This is a genomic window from Mesobacillus maritimus (assembly GCF_044803185.1).
GTDB classification, from domain to species: Bacteria; Bacillota; Bacilli; order Bacillales; family Cytobacillaceae; genus Mesobacillus_B; species Mesobacillus_B maritimus_B.
Window position 1 is genome coordinate 1412445 of the sequence record NZ_CP085225.1, and the last position, 15304, is coordinate 1427748.

Here is a 15304-nt window from a genome sequence, read left to right on the forward strand (position 1 = left end):
AGGAACTAGTTTCTTAGAGTGAAGCTAAGAGGATAAAAGGAAGGAGCTTTCCTTCCTTTTATTCATCCTCATGACCTTCGTTCGATACTTGAGTTTTAAAAGGAGTGATGTCATGAAGAAAAAAAATCAATATCTAAAGTCTCCAGATTTACTCCCGATCGCCCATAAGGAGAGGAGCATTGGGACATTTGGCTTCTCGATGATGTGGATTGGAATGGCTGTGGTGTTAGCGGCCTTCGCACTCGGGGGGACGGGGGTACAATCAATCTCGTTACTATGGGTTTTACTTGCTTCCCTTGTGGGCTGCTTTATCATTGGCGTGTTTATGGTCTTAATTGGCGATATCGGGATTGAACATGGCATTTCCTTTCCAATTTATCTCCGTGCTCCATTTGGAATTGTTGGAACCCATATCCCATCCTTGCTGCGAGGATTGGCCGCCTCCATTTGGTTTGGGATTAACTCCTATTTCGGTGCAGCCGCCATCAATGGAATTTTAAATGTGTTAACCGGTTTTGATAACTGGTTCGTTTGTTTTTTAATTTTTGTCGTTGTTCAGGTGATCAATACATCGATTGGAATCAAAGCATTGGAAAAATTTGCGGACTTGGCAGCGCCAATCCTTATCCTCATTTCCATTTGGATGTATTTTGCTCTTGTCGATCAAGCAAATGTATCTGACCGTAATGTTTGGACATGGGTAGAGAGCCCTGTAACAGGGGTAGCTTTGTTTACAGCCTTTATGACGGTTATGGTTGGAAACATGGGATATTGGTCTACACTAGCTGCTGACTTTTCAACGCTTTCACGTTTTATTAAAGCACCTAAATTTGAAAGAAACTGGTTTAAACGCAATAAAAGCACCTTAGTTGCAACACTCATTGCCTTGCCTTTAACTCAAACAGGAATGGTCCTGATTGGAGGCTTAGGGTATATTGCCCTTGGCAATTATGATCCAATTGTGGCGATGCAATCTACCGCAAGCGGAATCGTGTTAGCCATCTTACTCTTAATGATTGTCTTTGCCCAATGGTCAACCAATACAACTGCGAATCTCGTGCCAGCAGGGACGATTTTTTCAAATATTGGTGGACCGAAAGTCCCTTTCTATATTGGGGTTTCGTTAGCTGGAATCATTGGGATTGTGACGCAACCATGGCAACTATTCGCGTATTTGCTGCCATTTCTAAATGTAACCGGGGGACTTTTGTCAGGAATTGTCGGTATTATTTTTGCAGATTATTATTTAGTCCGCAAGCGTCGGGTCAATGTTCCAGATTTGTATGAATTGGATGGGCAATATAAATACCATATGGGAGTCAATTGGGCTGGGATGATTTCCTGGGTAATCAGTGGAATACTGGCAATCACATTCGCCACATATTCCTTCTTTGTGGGATTCTTGGTTGGAGCAGCTTGCTACTATGTATTAACGAAATATTGGTGGTTTAAGAAATATAAACAGGCTGAATTAATCAATCCTAGCGATGAGCAGTATTTAGGGATTACCGTTGGTCGCGATTGGGTGATTGAAACAGAAGAATCAACCGAAACAATCGATCAGCCAGTTGAAACAGGTACGGCGAGGGTTTAAGTTTTCAGAAGATTATAAAATGAAGAGGTGTGTGGGTGTACACAATTAGTTGATTGAGTCGAATGAACAGCCCCAGGTTTAATGAAGCCTAAAATATATCAGAACATGGAGGGAGTTACATGTCATCTTACAAAGAGTTTTTAGAAGAAAAAGAGAAAATTGATAGGTTGCTTCAAAAGGATTATGAAATCACAAGGGTACGTGAAAATTTAAGTGGTGCATTTGTAGAATTCACAAACTCGAAGAATCCGGATGAAAAGGTTGAACTTCAGTTTTTGACGGCAGATGCTAGAAAATACTTTTCCTCTATTATTATAGCGAATCAGAAGAAGAGTGCTGTTCGATAAGAAACTTAGATTTAGTCATGAATAACAGAGCCAGGAAGTTTAGTTAGGAGGGAAAAGCATGCAAGTTCAAACAGAGAATCAGCGTTTAATTGAAAAGGATAAAGAACATTTATGGCATTCAATGAGTCGGTTTAATCCAAATGGGAATCCAACGATTGCGGTAAAAGGGGAAGGGTCCTGGTTTAGCGATATGGATGGAAACCGTTATTTAGATGGGGTTTCCGGTCTGTGGTGTTTAAATCTAGGGCATGGCCGTAAAGAGATTGCTCAAGCGGCATATGAACAAATGTTGAACCTTTCTTATTTCCCACTTACTTTAAGTCATGTACCAGCGATTGAACTCTCGTCTAAGTTAAGTCAATTATTAAAAGGATCGTATACCACCTATTTTTCCAATAGTGGGTCTGAAGCGAATGAGGTAGCGTTTAAGATTGCTAGGCAATATCATGTTCAAAATGGCAACCCTGGGAAATATAAATTTATTTCAAGGTATCGTGCGTATCATGGTTCCACTCTGGGGGCTCTGAGCGCAACAGCTCAGGCTAATCGAAAAGACAAATATGGTCCAAGTGCCTCCGGTTTCCTTCATGTTCCACCACCATATAGCTATCGCAATACGTTTGAGGATGATTTGGCAGCTGCTGAGTATATAAAAGAAGTCATTAATTGGGAAGGCGCAGACACGGTGGCCGGAGTGATTTTAGAGCCAATGATCTCAGGTGGGGGTGTATTGATCCCATCGAAAGAGTACCTGACAAGAGTCGCAGAAATCTGTAAAGAACATGATGTTTTGTTAATTGTCGATGAGGTGGTTTCAGGGTTTGGTAGAACCGGGGAAATGTTTGGTTTCATGCATTCAGAAGGGGTGCAACCAGATATTGTCACAATGGCGAAAGGATTAACCTCGGGCTATATGCCATTAGGCGCAACAGCTGTTCAATCTTATATCTATGAGAAGTTTAAAGAGACTGGAGACAAACAGCACTTCCGTCATGTATCCACATTTGGTGGACATCCAGCCGCTTGTGCTGTTGCCTTGAAAAATATTGAAATCATTGAAAACGAAAAAATCGTTGAGCGAGTCTCTGAGCTAGGTAGTTCCATTTTAGGGGAGCTACGCAATCTAGAAAATCTCGATTGCGTTGGTGAAGTTCGTGGGATTGGTTTTCTTTACGGAATTGAACTTGTTGCAAACAAGGAAACGAAAGAACCTGCTGCAGAGGCGTTATCAGGGAAAATCATCGCAGCATGTAAAGAGCAAGGACTCATCATCGGTCGAAATGGCGACACCATTCCAGGCTATCAAAATGTGTTAATCCTTGCGCCGCCTTTATCTTCCACTGTAGAGGATTTACGCTTCCTTGTGGATACGGTGAGTGCGGTTATTAAGGAACATGACCAGAAGTAAATGCTTCTGAAGGTGAATTGATTAAGGACAGGCGAATAGCCTGTTCTGTTTTTTCATAGATAGGAGATAGCTAGAAAGGTCACGACTCTTTTTTTAGAAGATTGATATTAAAGACAAAATCAATTTCGATGCTTTCTACTTGCTTGGCTTGGTCGTACAGAACATAATAAATGAGCTCATCATTTAAATGATAAATGATTCCGTCATAGGAATGATGGAAGAGGTAATCTTGAATCACCTGTCCAATCTTTCTAGAGGTTTCGATGCTAGGTTCAATCGTCTCCTCGGACTCCGTAGCTAAACTAGGGTTTTGATCCAACTTCCAGTTTAAGGCTTCTTTCCTTAAACGGGATTCGCTATATTTGTAGTTAAGGATAAACGGACGAACTAGGTGGATTTTTTGTTTGAGAATAACCGCTTTCTCATCGTTTTCTACCTCTGCGTGGCAAAAGGCATACTTTGCAGCAAGCTCTTGGTCGTTGACAAGATAAAGTCCCTGACCGAAAGATGAGCGGGCTGCAACTCCATTCAGAAAGTCCCTAGACTCTGTACGGTCATATCTTTGGTTTTTTATAACTTCTTGCGCCTCATGAAAGCTAACTCCTCGATAGGCGGTTCTCTTCATTCAACAACATCCTCCTTCTTTGCACATAAAAGTTGGTGGTACCAGTATACAGCGAGCTCCGAAGTATAAACGAAATCAATAATCATTTTAAAAAATCAATTTGAAAGCGCATACATAATCGTAGTTTTCAAAAAAGATAGTAGAATCTAAAGGGATTTTAAGATTTGCTTGCGTGCTTTTTTCATTCTTGTAACTCTGAGATGTCAACTTAAGGATTAGTATGGTTTTAGGATAGCAAGCAATGATTCTTTTAACCATCAGTATGTTAGGTATTATGACAATGTTTTTTTGAAAAAGGCTGTTTTCGTAAAGATTGTTGTTAAAATTGTAAAAATCTTAAAGCCGATTTTTACTACCTAAAGCCGATTTTAACGCAAGATAAGTTATTTTGTACGTTATAGTAAGTATGCAAGCTCTTTTCTCTTATTAAAATGATATTTTTTAGAGAAACAAAGGCTCATCCATCCTATTTTGTATCCAAAAGCAACAAAGTTTGAGAAAAGAGCCTTGAAAAAAAAAGAAACCTTCTCTTTCTATATTAAACAAAAAATTCAGAATTTCTAGTATTTTTTAATAAAAAGTGTAAAAAACAGCAAATAATTCCCTCAAGAAACCAACTTGAGGGAATCAATAGGCGCGTCAAGTACTCACAGATTCTAAGAATACAAGATTGCCGGATAAATTTTAGATGAAAACCATTTGAATCAGGTAGGTTACAGGATAACAGTGTCTAAAGCTTTATGAACGGGTACATAATCGAAGCCCAAATCATCTGCGACGGCTTTATAGGTAATTGCTCCACCAACTGTATTGACTCCGAGCTCCAGCGCTTTATTTTCAGCTATTGCACGTTTGAACCCTTTGTTGGCAATTTGTAGTGCATAGGGCACGGTCACATTCGTTAACGCCAAAGTAGACGTCCGTGGAACAGCGCCTGGCATATTCGCAACTGCATAGTGGACAACACCAAACTTGTTATAAGTAGGGGCATCATGGGTCGTAATGGCATCTACCGTTTCGAAAATGCCTCCCTGATCAACGGCTACATCGACAATGACCGAGCCAGGAGACATCGTTCTAACCATTTCCTCCGTGACTAATTTTGGTGCTTTTGCTCCCGGAATCAATACCGCACCGATAACCAAATCTGAATTTTTAACTGCCTCGGCAATGTTTAACGGATTAGACATTAAGGTTTGAATGCTTGAACCAAAGATATCATCAAGTTGGCGAAGACGATCGGCATTCAAATCAATAATGGTTACATCCGCTCCAAGACCTATTGCGATTTTTGCAGCATTGGTACCAACCACTCCACTGCCAATAATGGTCACTTTACTTCGTGATACACCAGGGACACCACTTAAAAGAACCCCCTTGCCACCCTTAGGCTTCTCAAGGAATTGCGCACCAATCTGGGAAGCCATGCGACCTGCCACTTCACTCATTGGAGTAAGAAGGGGAAGGGTGCGGTTCTCGGCAACGGTTTCATAGGCAACAGCGGTCATCCCGCTTTTCAATAGGGCATCAGCTAGTTCTGGCTCAGCGGCCAAATGTAAGTAGGTGAAAAGGATCGTATTCGAACGAAAATGATGGTATTCAGATTGAATCGGTTCTTTTACTTTCATAACCATATCGGCTTTAGACCAAACATCTGCTGCTTTTTGAACGATTTGTGCACCGGCTTCAATATAATCTTCATCGGCAAACCCACTGCCAAGTCCTGCGTCCTGTTCAATGACTACTTGGTGACCTGATTTCAAGAAAGTGGCTACTCCCGCAGGGGTAAGGGCAACCCTATTTTCATTGTTTTTAATTTCCTTAGGTATCCCGATTAACATCTTGATTTCCTCCTTTATTATAAACACAAATCGTATGGACGTTTCCTCCTGGGAAGCTGGAGGAATTGTTTAATAATACAAAAAATAAATACTTTGGTTGTGCAATTATTAATTAGTTAAACTAAATATTAATTGCGTAAAAAACCGGAGATCCTGAAGGAGGATTTCCGGACTTCTATGAGTTTCATTCCTATTTGGATAAAAGGGAAAGTACGGTTTCTAATACGACATTCACGCCTTTTTCGCAGTCTTCCCAACTCGTTAATTCCTCTTCACTATGGCTTTTTCCGTTGACACTAGGGGTAAAAATCATTGCGGACGGAATATAGCTCTGAATAAATTGGGCATCATGTCCTGCGCCACTCACCATTCTCTTATAGGAATAGCCTAAAGTTTTTGCAGCTTGTTCAACCGCGTTAACTACTTCTTCGTCAAACCAAACGGTATCGCGGCCCCAAAGCTTTGTTGCTTTAATTTCACAGCCTTCATTATTTGGAGACTGAGTTAGGCTGTGAACGATTTCTTCGACCTTTTGAATAGTAGCTGGATTTTTGTGTCTTGCTTCAAGAGTGAAGACGACTTTATTTGGAATGACGGTATGAATACTAGGGTAGACGTTCAACCTTCCCATTGTATAAACCAAATCGCTATCGAGTTTATTTAATTTTTTCCGAGCTTCTGTAATTAAATTATTTGTTGCAAAGAGGGCATCTTTTCTCATCGGCATTGGTGTTGTACCGGCATGGTCAGATTCACCTGTTACTTCGATTTCATAACAACACATTCCTAGTACACATTCAACAACACCGACATTCAGATTTTCATGCTCAAGGATTGGGCCTTGTTCAATATGAATTTCTACAAAAGCACTAGCTTCTTTTAAGCGGTTTGCTTCATCGCCTTCGTAGCCAATGGATTTTAACGCTTCACCGAACTTTATTCCGTTTTTATCTGCGCTTTGCAGCATTTTTTCTTTATCGAATTTGCCTGATAACACCCCAGATGCCATCATCGATGGTTCAAAACGGGCGCCTTCTTCATTTGTAATATTGGCAATGGTAATCGGAACCTTTGGCTTGATTTTATGGTCTACCAATGTACGTACAACTTCTAGCCCTGCAAGTACTCCAAGTACGCCATCGAAACGACCGCCTTTTTTTACGGAATCAAGATGGGATCCAATGACAATAGGCGGCTTATCTTCTGTTCCTTCTAATGTAGCGTACATGTTCCCCATGTCATCTACTTTTACCTCCAAGCCCAGTTCCTCACAGCAAGAACGAAAATAGTTCCGAGCTAATCGATCTTCTTCAGATAAAGAAAGACGCGTTACTCCGTTGTTTTCAGTCCGTCCAAAATTAGCAAATTCTTCAAGAGTCAGCTTCAATCTTTCGCCATTAATCAAGATTTTCTGCTTTTGCATAATTGCACTCTCCCTCTTTATATTTACTTTCTTTATATGTATCAAAAACATATAAAGTAATTATTAATTTAATAATAACATAAAATATTTTATTTTTCTGCCACTTTTCAGAATATTTATTAAAAAATGCGGATTGGAACATAGATACTTTTCGCTTCGGTAATTTTCGACATAATGAAGTGATTAATTGTTTGTTTATTAAGTATTAAATATTGTATCAATCTTATAAAAGTAATTGAATAAACTGATTTTTTATAATATTATTAAAGCAATCTATTTTTGGTGACTATTGACAATGATATTTTTTTCTTTGAGTGGCTTCACCGTCACGCTTGAGGAAATGAAGGCTTTGAGCGGCAACCCACTATCAAAATTATCTAGACTTTCAAAAAGAACATAAAAGGGGGCTGTAATTAGGATAAAGTCGACCATATACAAAGTAAGGAGTGGATGACCCAATGAGGGTGACCATTAAACGGACTGAAAAGGACGGCAAAATTACGCTGCAAGAGAGCGGTTCCTTTGCAATTGTTACGATAAACCGTCCAGATTTAAAAAATGCGTTAACCAATAGAATGTGGGAAGACTTAGCGGCTATAGGAAGGCGGATTCCAGAAAATCCAAAAAACAAAGTGGTAATTTTACGGGGAAGTAAAAACCATTTTACGGCGGGATCGGATATCAAGCAATTTAACAATCTTTCCATACAAGAAGCGAACCAGGCCTTCAACGTAATGGAAGAAGCGATCTCTACTTTTGAAAAGATTCCCTTGCCTACGATTGGTGCCATCAATGGACCTGCGCTGGGAGCAGGCTTTGAACTAGCTCTTGCCTGCGATATCCGTATTGGGACCCCTAATACCTTAATGGGAATTCCGGTGGGAAGACTTGGGATTACTTTGAACCAAGCATTCGCCAAGCGGATTGCTGATTTAATCGGCAAAAGTCGGACGATGGATCTTGTTTATACAGGTCGCTTACTAAAACCAAAAGAATGCTATGACTTAGGGTTACTAAATTACCTCCTTGAAGAAGAGGAAGATATCAATTCGTTCACGATTCAAATTGGGAAGAAAATCATGGAACAGTCACCAGCTTCTGTTTTGGCTATTAAAAGATCTGTATCCTTTAACAACCCAACCATTTCGATTCCGTGGGAAACGGGTGTAAGTTCAAGTCTGGATCCGATTGATTTCCCTGAAGGGGTTCGTTCATTTGTCGAAAAAAGAAAACCAAATTTTCAAAGGAGACCATTCTAATGCAACCATTAACAGGAATAAAAGTCATTGACTTAACCCGAATCTTAAGTGGTCCATATTGTACGATGACGCTAGCAGACCTTGGTGCAGAAGTGATTAAAATTGAAACACCAAACGGGGACGATACCCGACAATGGGGTCCACCATTTATTCAAGATGAAAGTGCCTATTTTTTAAGTGTGAATCGAAATAAGAAAAGCATGATTTTAAACTTAAAAGAAGCAGAAGGAAAAGAGGTCTTTTTCAAACTGATTGAGGATGCAGACGTTGTCGTTGAAAACTTCCGTCCGGGAACATTAAAAAAGCTTGGCATTGACTATGAGGTGTTAAAGCAACACAACAAAGGAATTATTCTAGCTTCGATTTCAGGCTTTGGTCAAACTGGGTCCTATTCGCAAAAACCAGGCTATGATATTTTAGCACAAGGAATGGGTGGGTTAATGTCCGTAACTGGTGAGCCTGGACGCCGGCCTGTCAAAGCAGGCTTCTCCATAGCCGATGTTGGTACGGGAATGTGGGCTGCATTTGGCATTCTTGTCGCTTTACATGAACGACACCGTTCTGGGGAAGGGCAGTGGATTGATACGTCCTTACTAGATACGGTGGTTTCATGGCAAACCTACTTAGCTGGTAATTATTTTGCTTCTGGGAAAAACCCACAACCATTAGGGGATGCACATCCAAATATCGTTCCTTATCAAGGATTCGGAGCTTCGGATGGCCATTTTATCGTTGCCGTAGGGAATGATCATCTATGGGAGAAATTTGTAGAGGTTGTTGGACTTCGAAGCTTGAGGGATCCTAAATACGCAACCAACCCACAACGTGTTGAACACCGCGAAGAGTTGATTTCACTTTTAGATGAAGTATTTCAGACTAAAAAAGTGGATGAGTGGCTTACTTTATTTGAACTGGGGAAGATTCCGTGTGGACCAATCAATTCTATGTCTGATATCTTAAATGACTCCCATCTGCTTGAGCGAGAAATGGTTGTTGAAAAAGATCATCCTACACTTGGTAGCATCAAAATGCTCGGTATTCCTGTGAAATTTTCAAGAACACCTGGCGAAATTAAAACCGTTCCACCTCAGCTGGGCGAGAACACCACGGAAATCCTCAGTAACTTAGGATATAGTCAAGAAAAAATTAAACGTCTTAACGATTTGAATATTACAGCTTCAGAGAAAGCAAAGGTATAAGTTTTATAGTAAAGGATACTGGTTTTAAATGACGGAAAATTATAAAAATAGAAAAAGAGGGTGTAAGGAATCGTTTGTATTGATTTCTTACATCCTCTTATTTTCTATTTTAATCCTAGGATTACTCGGACAGGCTTGAAATTTGTGGGGAATTTCTAGGTTTGAAGGCCCTTTCTATTTTAGTGTTGTTTTCAAACCGTATACTAGAAACATAAATATTGATAGAATCCAACTCAATTTCAACAATCGAGTGCAAGGATTCCATCATGCTTGCTTGAATATCTTCAATGCCTTGAACAATGTTTTGATTTTGTTGTGAAATGAATTCAATTTGGACAGCTAGTTTAGGAGTATGTTCAAAACGATAATAAATATTGCTTACTTTTCCAACCGACGGTAAATCCCTGCAAGTATGCAAAATAATATCTTTTATCACATTTTCATAGATAGAGATGGTTCCTTTTGTGAAGTTAGGTTGGATGATGGTATTTTCCCCAATAAAGGTTTGCTGCTTGGAGAGTACTTTCTTGCCTTTTTGTATCAACTTTTTTAGGCGGTTGGGCTCAATTTGGACATGGGGAATTGGAATCACGTGCTTTTCCTGTGTCTTCCTTACAAATAGCGCCATTTTAATTTCAGTACTTGTCCTTACCTCGGTCACATCAATGTACTGATCAATCTTTCCTAACTCTAGTTTTTGAGCAATCTGATCGACCATCTTTATTGAGGTACCAACAATGAGGATCTTTTGTAAAGACATATGTAGGATGGCATTAACGACTTCTTGCCGATGATCTTCATGATGAAAAGTGGCTCGTTTGATGGCACGTATAAAGTTGTTTTCATACTTTGCCGAGGTTCCTGCTATTTTTCTACCATTTACAATCAATAAACCATCATCAATAAAAGCGGGTATCCCTTTATCATAGCAATATTGGAGAATACTGGTGCTTTTACCGGTGCCACTTTTTCCAACTAAAGCATAAACCCTCATCATTTACCCCCTTGAAGTGATCTCCCAAATATTTTTGGTAAAGGAGAATGGCCAACCATTTTTAGTCATCCATATTGAATGGGGCAACCTTTTTACCAAATCCAAGTTAGGTAATAATAATCTTCTAATGGCCCTCACCATTCTACTGGCGATACGTTGTAATATGTATATCAATAAAGTTCAGAATAGTCAACCTACTGGTGGATTTTTACAAAGATTATTTTCTCTCTAATTTGGGTGGCCTATAGCCTTGCCCCTAGGCTTGCCACTAGTTTCAAATCCTCGATAAAAAGTGGCCAAAGGTTAGGACGTCTCCTTACCGCCAAAGGATGGTACGCAACGGTTGTTTGGTATCCATGGACATCATGTACTTTGCCTCGTAACGATTTAACATCAACTTCTGAATTTTGAAAGAAGGATTGAACGGCAACATTCCCCAGGCAAACAATCATCCTTGGTTGTTTTGTTTGTAACTGCTGGGTTAGGTGATTCATGCAGACTTGTCGTGTTTGTTCCTTATCATAGGCTCGAGTAGGTTTTCTTTTTAATATAAAGGTTACGTAAAGGTCTTCAATTTGTATTCCAACCTCATGGGCTGCTTTTTGTAATGTTTGTCTTGTCCCACAGGCGAACAGTTTGTTGTCACGATCTTCGCGAGCGCCGGGATTGTCTAAGACAATCATGATTGGAGCTTCGGGATTTCCTTCACCCCAAATCATTCGTGATCCATGCTTATATAGTCCGCATTCAGAACAATTTTTTAAATGTTCAGGTGTCGGCTCTTCTGGCCATAACGATGCGCAAAAATCAGTCAAGATAACTCCTCCTTATTAGAATCATTGACTTGTATAAGATGCCCAATTTTCAGCTGTGTTACTTTCATTCTTCGCATGCCCGTTTCAATTCTGGTACGACAGTGTACCTAACCCCCATATTCCCCAAAAATTTACAAACATAATGGTTGAGTTTTCCCTAAAGCGGGATTAAAATCTATAAAGTGTTCAAAAATATCTTGAAGGCCCAAACTATAATAATCATCAGTAATTTGGTCCTGGACAGTAAGTTAATGACTGACTGGGAGTTAAATTGAGAATGAAGAAGCAGGAAGGATTTTGGTATGAGTAAAACAATTGAGAAAAGGTCAACGATTGTAGCGTTGTTGTTAGCGGGTACGTTCATCGCTATTTTGAATCAGACCTTAATGATTACAGCGATTCCACCTATTATGGAGGAAATGAATATTACCGCAAACAGTGCCCAATGGTTAACGACTATTTTTATGCTTGTAAATGGAATCATGATTCCGGTTAGCGCCTTTTTATTAGAACGATTTACGACAAGACAGTTGTTTATTACAGCTATGAGTGTGTTCGCCCTTGGGACACTAGTTGCTGGGCTCGCTCCTAATTTTGGTGTTTTATTGCTTGGACGGGTGATTCAATCGAGTGGAGCGGGTGTTATGCTTCCGCTCATGCAAACAGTGTTTTTTATGATTTTCCCAGTCCATAAGCGGGGAGCAGCAATGGGTTTAGTGGGGCTAGTGATTTCCTTCGCACCTGCCATCGGCCCAGCTTTATCTGGATGGGTCACGGAGCATTACTCTTGGAGAGTGTTATTTTACATCATTTTCCCAATTGCTTTAATTGATATTATCATTGCTTCAAAAGTATTAAAAAATGTCACAGAAGTGAGTCGACCAAAAGTCGATGTTTTTTCTATCATGTTATCTTCCTTAGGTTTTGGTGGTTTGCTGTTCGGTTTTACAAGTGCAGGGAATACGGGGTGGCTTGCACCGGTGACACTCTTGTCACTTGCTGTAGGGGCTATTTCGCTATTAGTCTTTATTTTAAGGCAATTCCGCTTGGCCCACCCAATGCTTGAATTCCGCGTCTTTAAGCAGTCATTGTTCCCACAGGCAATTGTGATTGGGATGATTACGTTTATGGGCTTAATTGGAGTTGAAACCATCATCCCATTATTTATGCAAAATATGCGGGAATTTACCGCGTTCGAAGCCGGTCTGGCCCTACTACCTGGCGCATTGATTACGGGGCTATTATCGCCGATAACAGGTCGAGTGTTTGATAGAATTGGTGCCAGATGGCTCGTCATTACAGGGCTAACAATCATGACAGGGGCTTCTTTCCTGTACATCAATCTAGGGCCAACCACTTCCTTTACTTATATTACTATTGTTTATTCTTTAAGGATGTTTGGTATGTCCATGGTGATGATGCCAGTCTCAACAGCAGCGTTAAACAGATTGCCTAAACATTTAATTGCTCATGGAGCGGCCATGGACAATACATTAAAAATGGTGGCGGCATCGGTTGGAACGGCTGTTTTAGTAACAGTCATGACGACAACCGCCTCAACTGTAGAAGCAAGCCCAGCCATTCCATATCCAGACATTCACGGTGCCAATATTGCCATGATGGTGGTAACCGGCCTATCGGCTGTTGCTTTGCTTTTATCTTTTACAATAAAAGATTGCAAGCCTAAGACTGCTGGTGAACCTCAGTTAAATGAAGTGGAAGAGCAGTAATAAATAGATAGATGAAAAAGCGGGTGCTGTTATCTTTTCCGAGACAGTACCCTTTTTTAATTTTCCGGTTCATAAGGTTATGGACCGGGTATCTAGCATGGACTAACCTATAAGCACGTAACGACACACTTGTAAACCAAAAATTTACAAAATCAGACATGCTCTTTAAGCTATAATGAACAGAAGGAAACGATCATTCCTTTCATCTTTAGGAATGTATAGTAAAAACTAAGAGATAGGAGGGAAGCCTATGAAAATTGTGATTGCCCCCGATTCGTTTAAAGAGAGTCTATCGGCTTCTGAAGCTTGTCAGGCCATTGAGTCTGGTTTCAGGGAAGTCCTGCCCGATGCTGTTTACCAAAAGCTGCCGATGGCTGATGGTGGAGAGGGTACTGTTCAATCCCTAGTGAGTGCAACAGGTGGGACCACTGTTGAAACCTATGTAACGGGTCCTTTAGGAGAAAAGGTTCTAGCTTTCTACGGAATGTTAGGGAATGGGCAAACAGCTGTGATCGAAATGGCAGCGTCTTCAGGCTTGCATCTAGTACCGGCTGAGGAACGGAATCCACTCCTAACAACAACGCGGGGATTGGGTGAATTAATCAAGTCTGCCTTAGACCAAGGAACCACTCATCTCATCATTGGTTTGGGAGGAAGTTCAACTAATGATGGGGGAGCTGGAATGATTCAAGCCCTTGGCGGGAGGCTTCTTGATGAATCTGGGGAGGAAATTGCTCCAGGGGGAGGCGGACTGTCTAAGCTCACCTCAATTGACCTTTCAAACGTGGACCCAAGACTAAAGTCTGTAAAAATAGAAGTGGCATGCGACGTAGACAATCCTTTAATTGGTCCAAACGGGGCATCAGCTGTATATGGGCCTCAAAAGGGTGCTACTCCCGAAATGATTCAAGAGTTAGATGAAAATCTCACTCACTTTGCGAATGTATATGAAGCACTTTTAAAGAAATCGTATCGGAATCATCTAGGTGCAGGGGCAGCAGGAGGCCTCGGAGCCGGATTAATGGCGTTTTTAGCTGCTGAATTAAAAAGTGGTGTAGAGATTATATTAGAAGCCGTTCACTTCGAGGACCACATTAAGGATACTGACCTTGTCATTACCGGGGAAGGAAGAATAGACGCTCAAACCATTTATGGCAAAACGCCAATTGGTGTTGCGAAGGCAGCAAAAAAGTATGATATTCCTGTCATTGCTTTGTGTGGGAGTTATACAGAAGATAGCAAGATTGTACATAATCATGGCATCGACGCCTTATTTACGATCGTTCCGGGTGTCGTGACTTTACCAGAAGCTATGAATCACGCTGCGCTTTATATGAAGCAAACGGCTCGGAATATTGCGGCAATGATAAAAATGAGAACAGAGAGGGGTTAAGAGTCTTTTTTGTATCTTGAAATACAAAAACATACTATCAACTATCATTTTCACTTGCTATACTAAAAGAAAATCAATCTATACATGAAGGAAGAATTTCCGGTGATGAGAACCATATTGATCGTGGAAAATCTTTTTAGGTGCCGACTTAAGGGATACAAACTTGAGCGGAGCTAATTTAATTGGTAGTGTTTTTCTGACTCAAGTACAGATGAAATTGGCAAAACGGGATTGTCATACCCAATTACCACCCCATTTAACTTTTCCTAAACATTGGGGAACTAAAATAAAGGGGCGGGGGATAGGTCACCCCTTTTATATACAATACTTCTGATGTAGCGATCCTTATAGGGATTGCTTTTTTATTTACTCGTGGGTGAAGCTAGAATATTTGTGGAGTTTTGGAGCCAAACCCCTAAGGAAACACTATCCCAGTTTTGAAATAGTTTTTTTGAGGTTTTAATTTTGGGGGTCTCTGTGCCGTAAAACACTCCACACAAGTGGAGTGTTTTACTAGTAAGAAAAGGTTAAAGTATTCTTTTATTTTTAAATAGATCATTAAATATCCAAATGCAACCTGGAAAATGATTTTAGTACTAACGTCATTTGTAATTTTCGATATATTTTAAATATTGTATTAGTATTGAAGTGGTGGTAAAATGAAGCAAAAGTGAAA

At 40.2% G+C, this 15304-nt stretch carries 12 protein-coding genes and 1 pseudogene; 8 read left to right on the forward strand and 5 right to left on the reverse strand.

Going from position 1 to position 15304, the window contains the following annotated elements:
• Window positions 1-112 precede the first annotated feature (112 nt).
• The 3 genes from LG336_RS06850 (at window position 113) to LG336_RS06860 (ending at window position 3349) form a co-directional block, all read left to right on the forward strand.
• Window positions 113-1594, forward strand: a complete 1482-nt coding sequence (locus tag LG336_RS06850) for an NCS1 family transporter (protein WP_404331818.1) — start codon at window positions 113-115, stop codon at window positions 1592-1594.
• Between the two features lie 119 nt (window positions 1595-1713).
• A complete protein-coding gene (locus LG336_RS06855) occupies window positions 1714-1941 on the forward strand; it encodes a hypothetical protein (RefSeq protein ID WP_404331819.1) in 228 nt (75 codons plus the stop codon).
• A 58-nt stretch (window positions 1942-1999) separates the two neighbouring features.
• Complete coding sequence (locus LG336_RS06860; RefSeq protein WP_404331820.1) at window positions 2000-3349, forward strand: aminotransferase; 1350 nt, start codon at window positions 2000-2002, stop codon at window positions 3347-3349.
• A gap of 79 nt (window positions 3350-3428) precedes the next feature.
• On the opposite strand, the gene LG336_RS06865 is transcribed toward LG336_RS06860, so the two are convergent.
• The 3 genes from LG336_RS06865 to LG336_RS06875 all read right to left on the reverse strand — a co-directional run bounded on the left by LG336_RS06865 (window position 3429) and on the right by LG336_RS06875 (window position 7238).
• Complete coding sequence (locus LG336_RS06865) at window positions 3429-3974, reverse strand: hypothetical protein (RefSeq protein WP_404331821.1); 546 nt, start codon at window positions 3972-3974, stop codon at window positions 3429-3431.
• 713 nt (window positions 3975-4687) lie between these two features.
• Window positions 4688-5815: an alanine dehydrogenase gene (ald, locus tag LG336_RS06870; RefSeq protein WP_404331822.1), complete on the reverse strand. Its 1128-nt coding sequence runs from the start codon at window positions 5813-5815 to the stop codon at window positions 4688-4690.
• Window positions 5816-6005: 190 nt separating this feature from the next.
• The gene (locus LG336_RS06875) at window positions 6006-7238 is read right to left on the reverse strand and encodes a Zn-dependent hydrolase (protein WP_404331823.1); all 1233 of its coding nucleotides are present in this window, start codon (window positions 7236-7238) and stop codon (window positions 6006-6008) included.
• A gap of 458 nt (window positions 7239-7696) precedes the next feature.
• On the opposite strand from LG336_RS06875, the gene LG336_RS06880 reads away from it, so the two are divergent.
• Window positions 7697-8497 carry an enoyl-CoA hydratase/isomerase family protein gene (locus tag LG336_RS06880; protein WP_404331824.1) on the forward strand — a complete coding sequence of 267 codons (801 nt, stop codon included), beginning with the start codon at window positions 7697-7699 and terminating at the stop codon, window positions 8495-8497.
• A complete protein-coding gene (locus LG336_RS06885) occupies window positions 8497-9696 on the forward strand; it encodes a CaiB/BaiF CoA transferase family protein (protein WP_404331826.1) in 1200 nt (399 codons plus the stop codon). The genes LG336_RS06880 and LG336_RS06885 overlap by 1 nt, the downstream gene beginning before the upstream one ends.
• Before the next feature lie 121 nt (window positions 9697-9817).
• On the opposite strand, the gene LG336_RS06890 is transcribed toward LG336_RS06885, so the two are convergent.
• A complete protein-coding gene (locus LG336_RS06890) occupies window positions 9818-10693 on the reverse strand; it encodes a hypothetical protein (RefSeq protein WP_404331827.1) in 876 nt (291 codons plus the stop codon).
• A 239-nt stretch (window positions 10694-10932) separates the two neighbouring features.
• Window positions 10933-11505, reverse strand: a complete 573-nt coding sequence (locus tag LG336_RS06895; protein WP_404331828.1) for a uracil-DNA glycosylase — start codon at window positions 11503-11505, stop codon at window positions 10933-10935.
• 302 nt (window positions 11506-11807) lie between these two features.
• Between LG336_RS06895 and LG336_RS06900 the strand changes: the two genes are divergently transcribed.
• The 3 genes and pseudogenes from LG336_RS06900 to LG336_RS06910 all read left to right on the forward strand — a co-directional run.
• Window positions 11808-13235 (forward strand): MDR family MFS transporter, encoded by a 1428-nt coding sequence (locus LG336_RS06900; RefSeq protein ID WP_404331829.1) that lies wholly within the window; start codon window positions 11808-11810, stop codon window positions 13233-13235.
• A gap of 250 nt (window positions 13236-13485) precedes the next feature.
• A complete protein-coding gene (locus LG336_RS06905) occupies window positions 13486-14628 on the forward strand; it encodes a glycerate kinase (protein ID WP_404331830.1) in 1143 nt (380 codons plus the stop codon).
• Between the two features lie 133 nt (window positions 14629-14761).
• Window positions 14762-14962 (forward strand): annotated as a pseudogene (locus LG336_RS06910) (pentapeptide repeat-containing protein); the annotation flags it as partial.
• Window positions 14963-15304 lie beyond the last annotated feature (342 nt).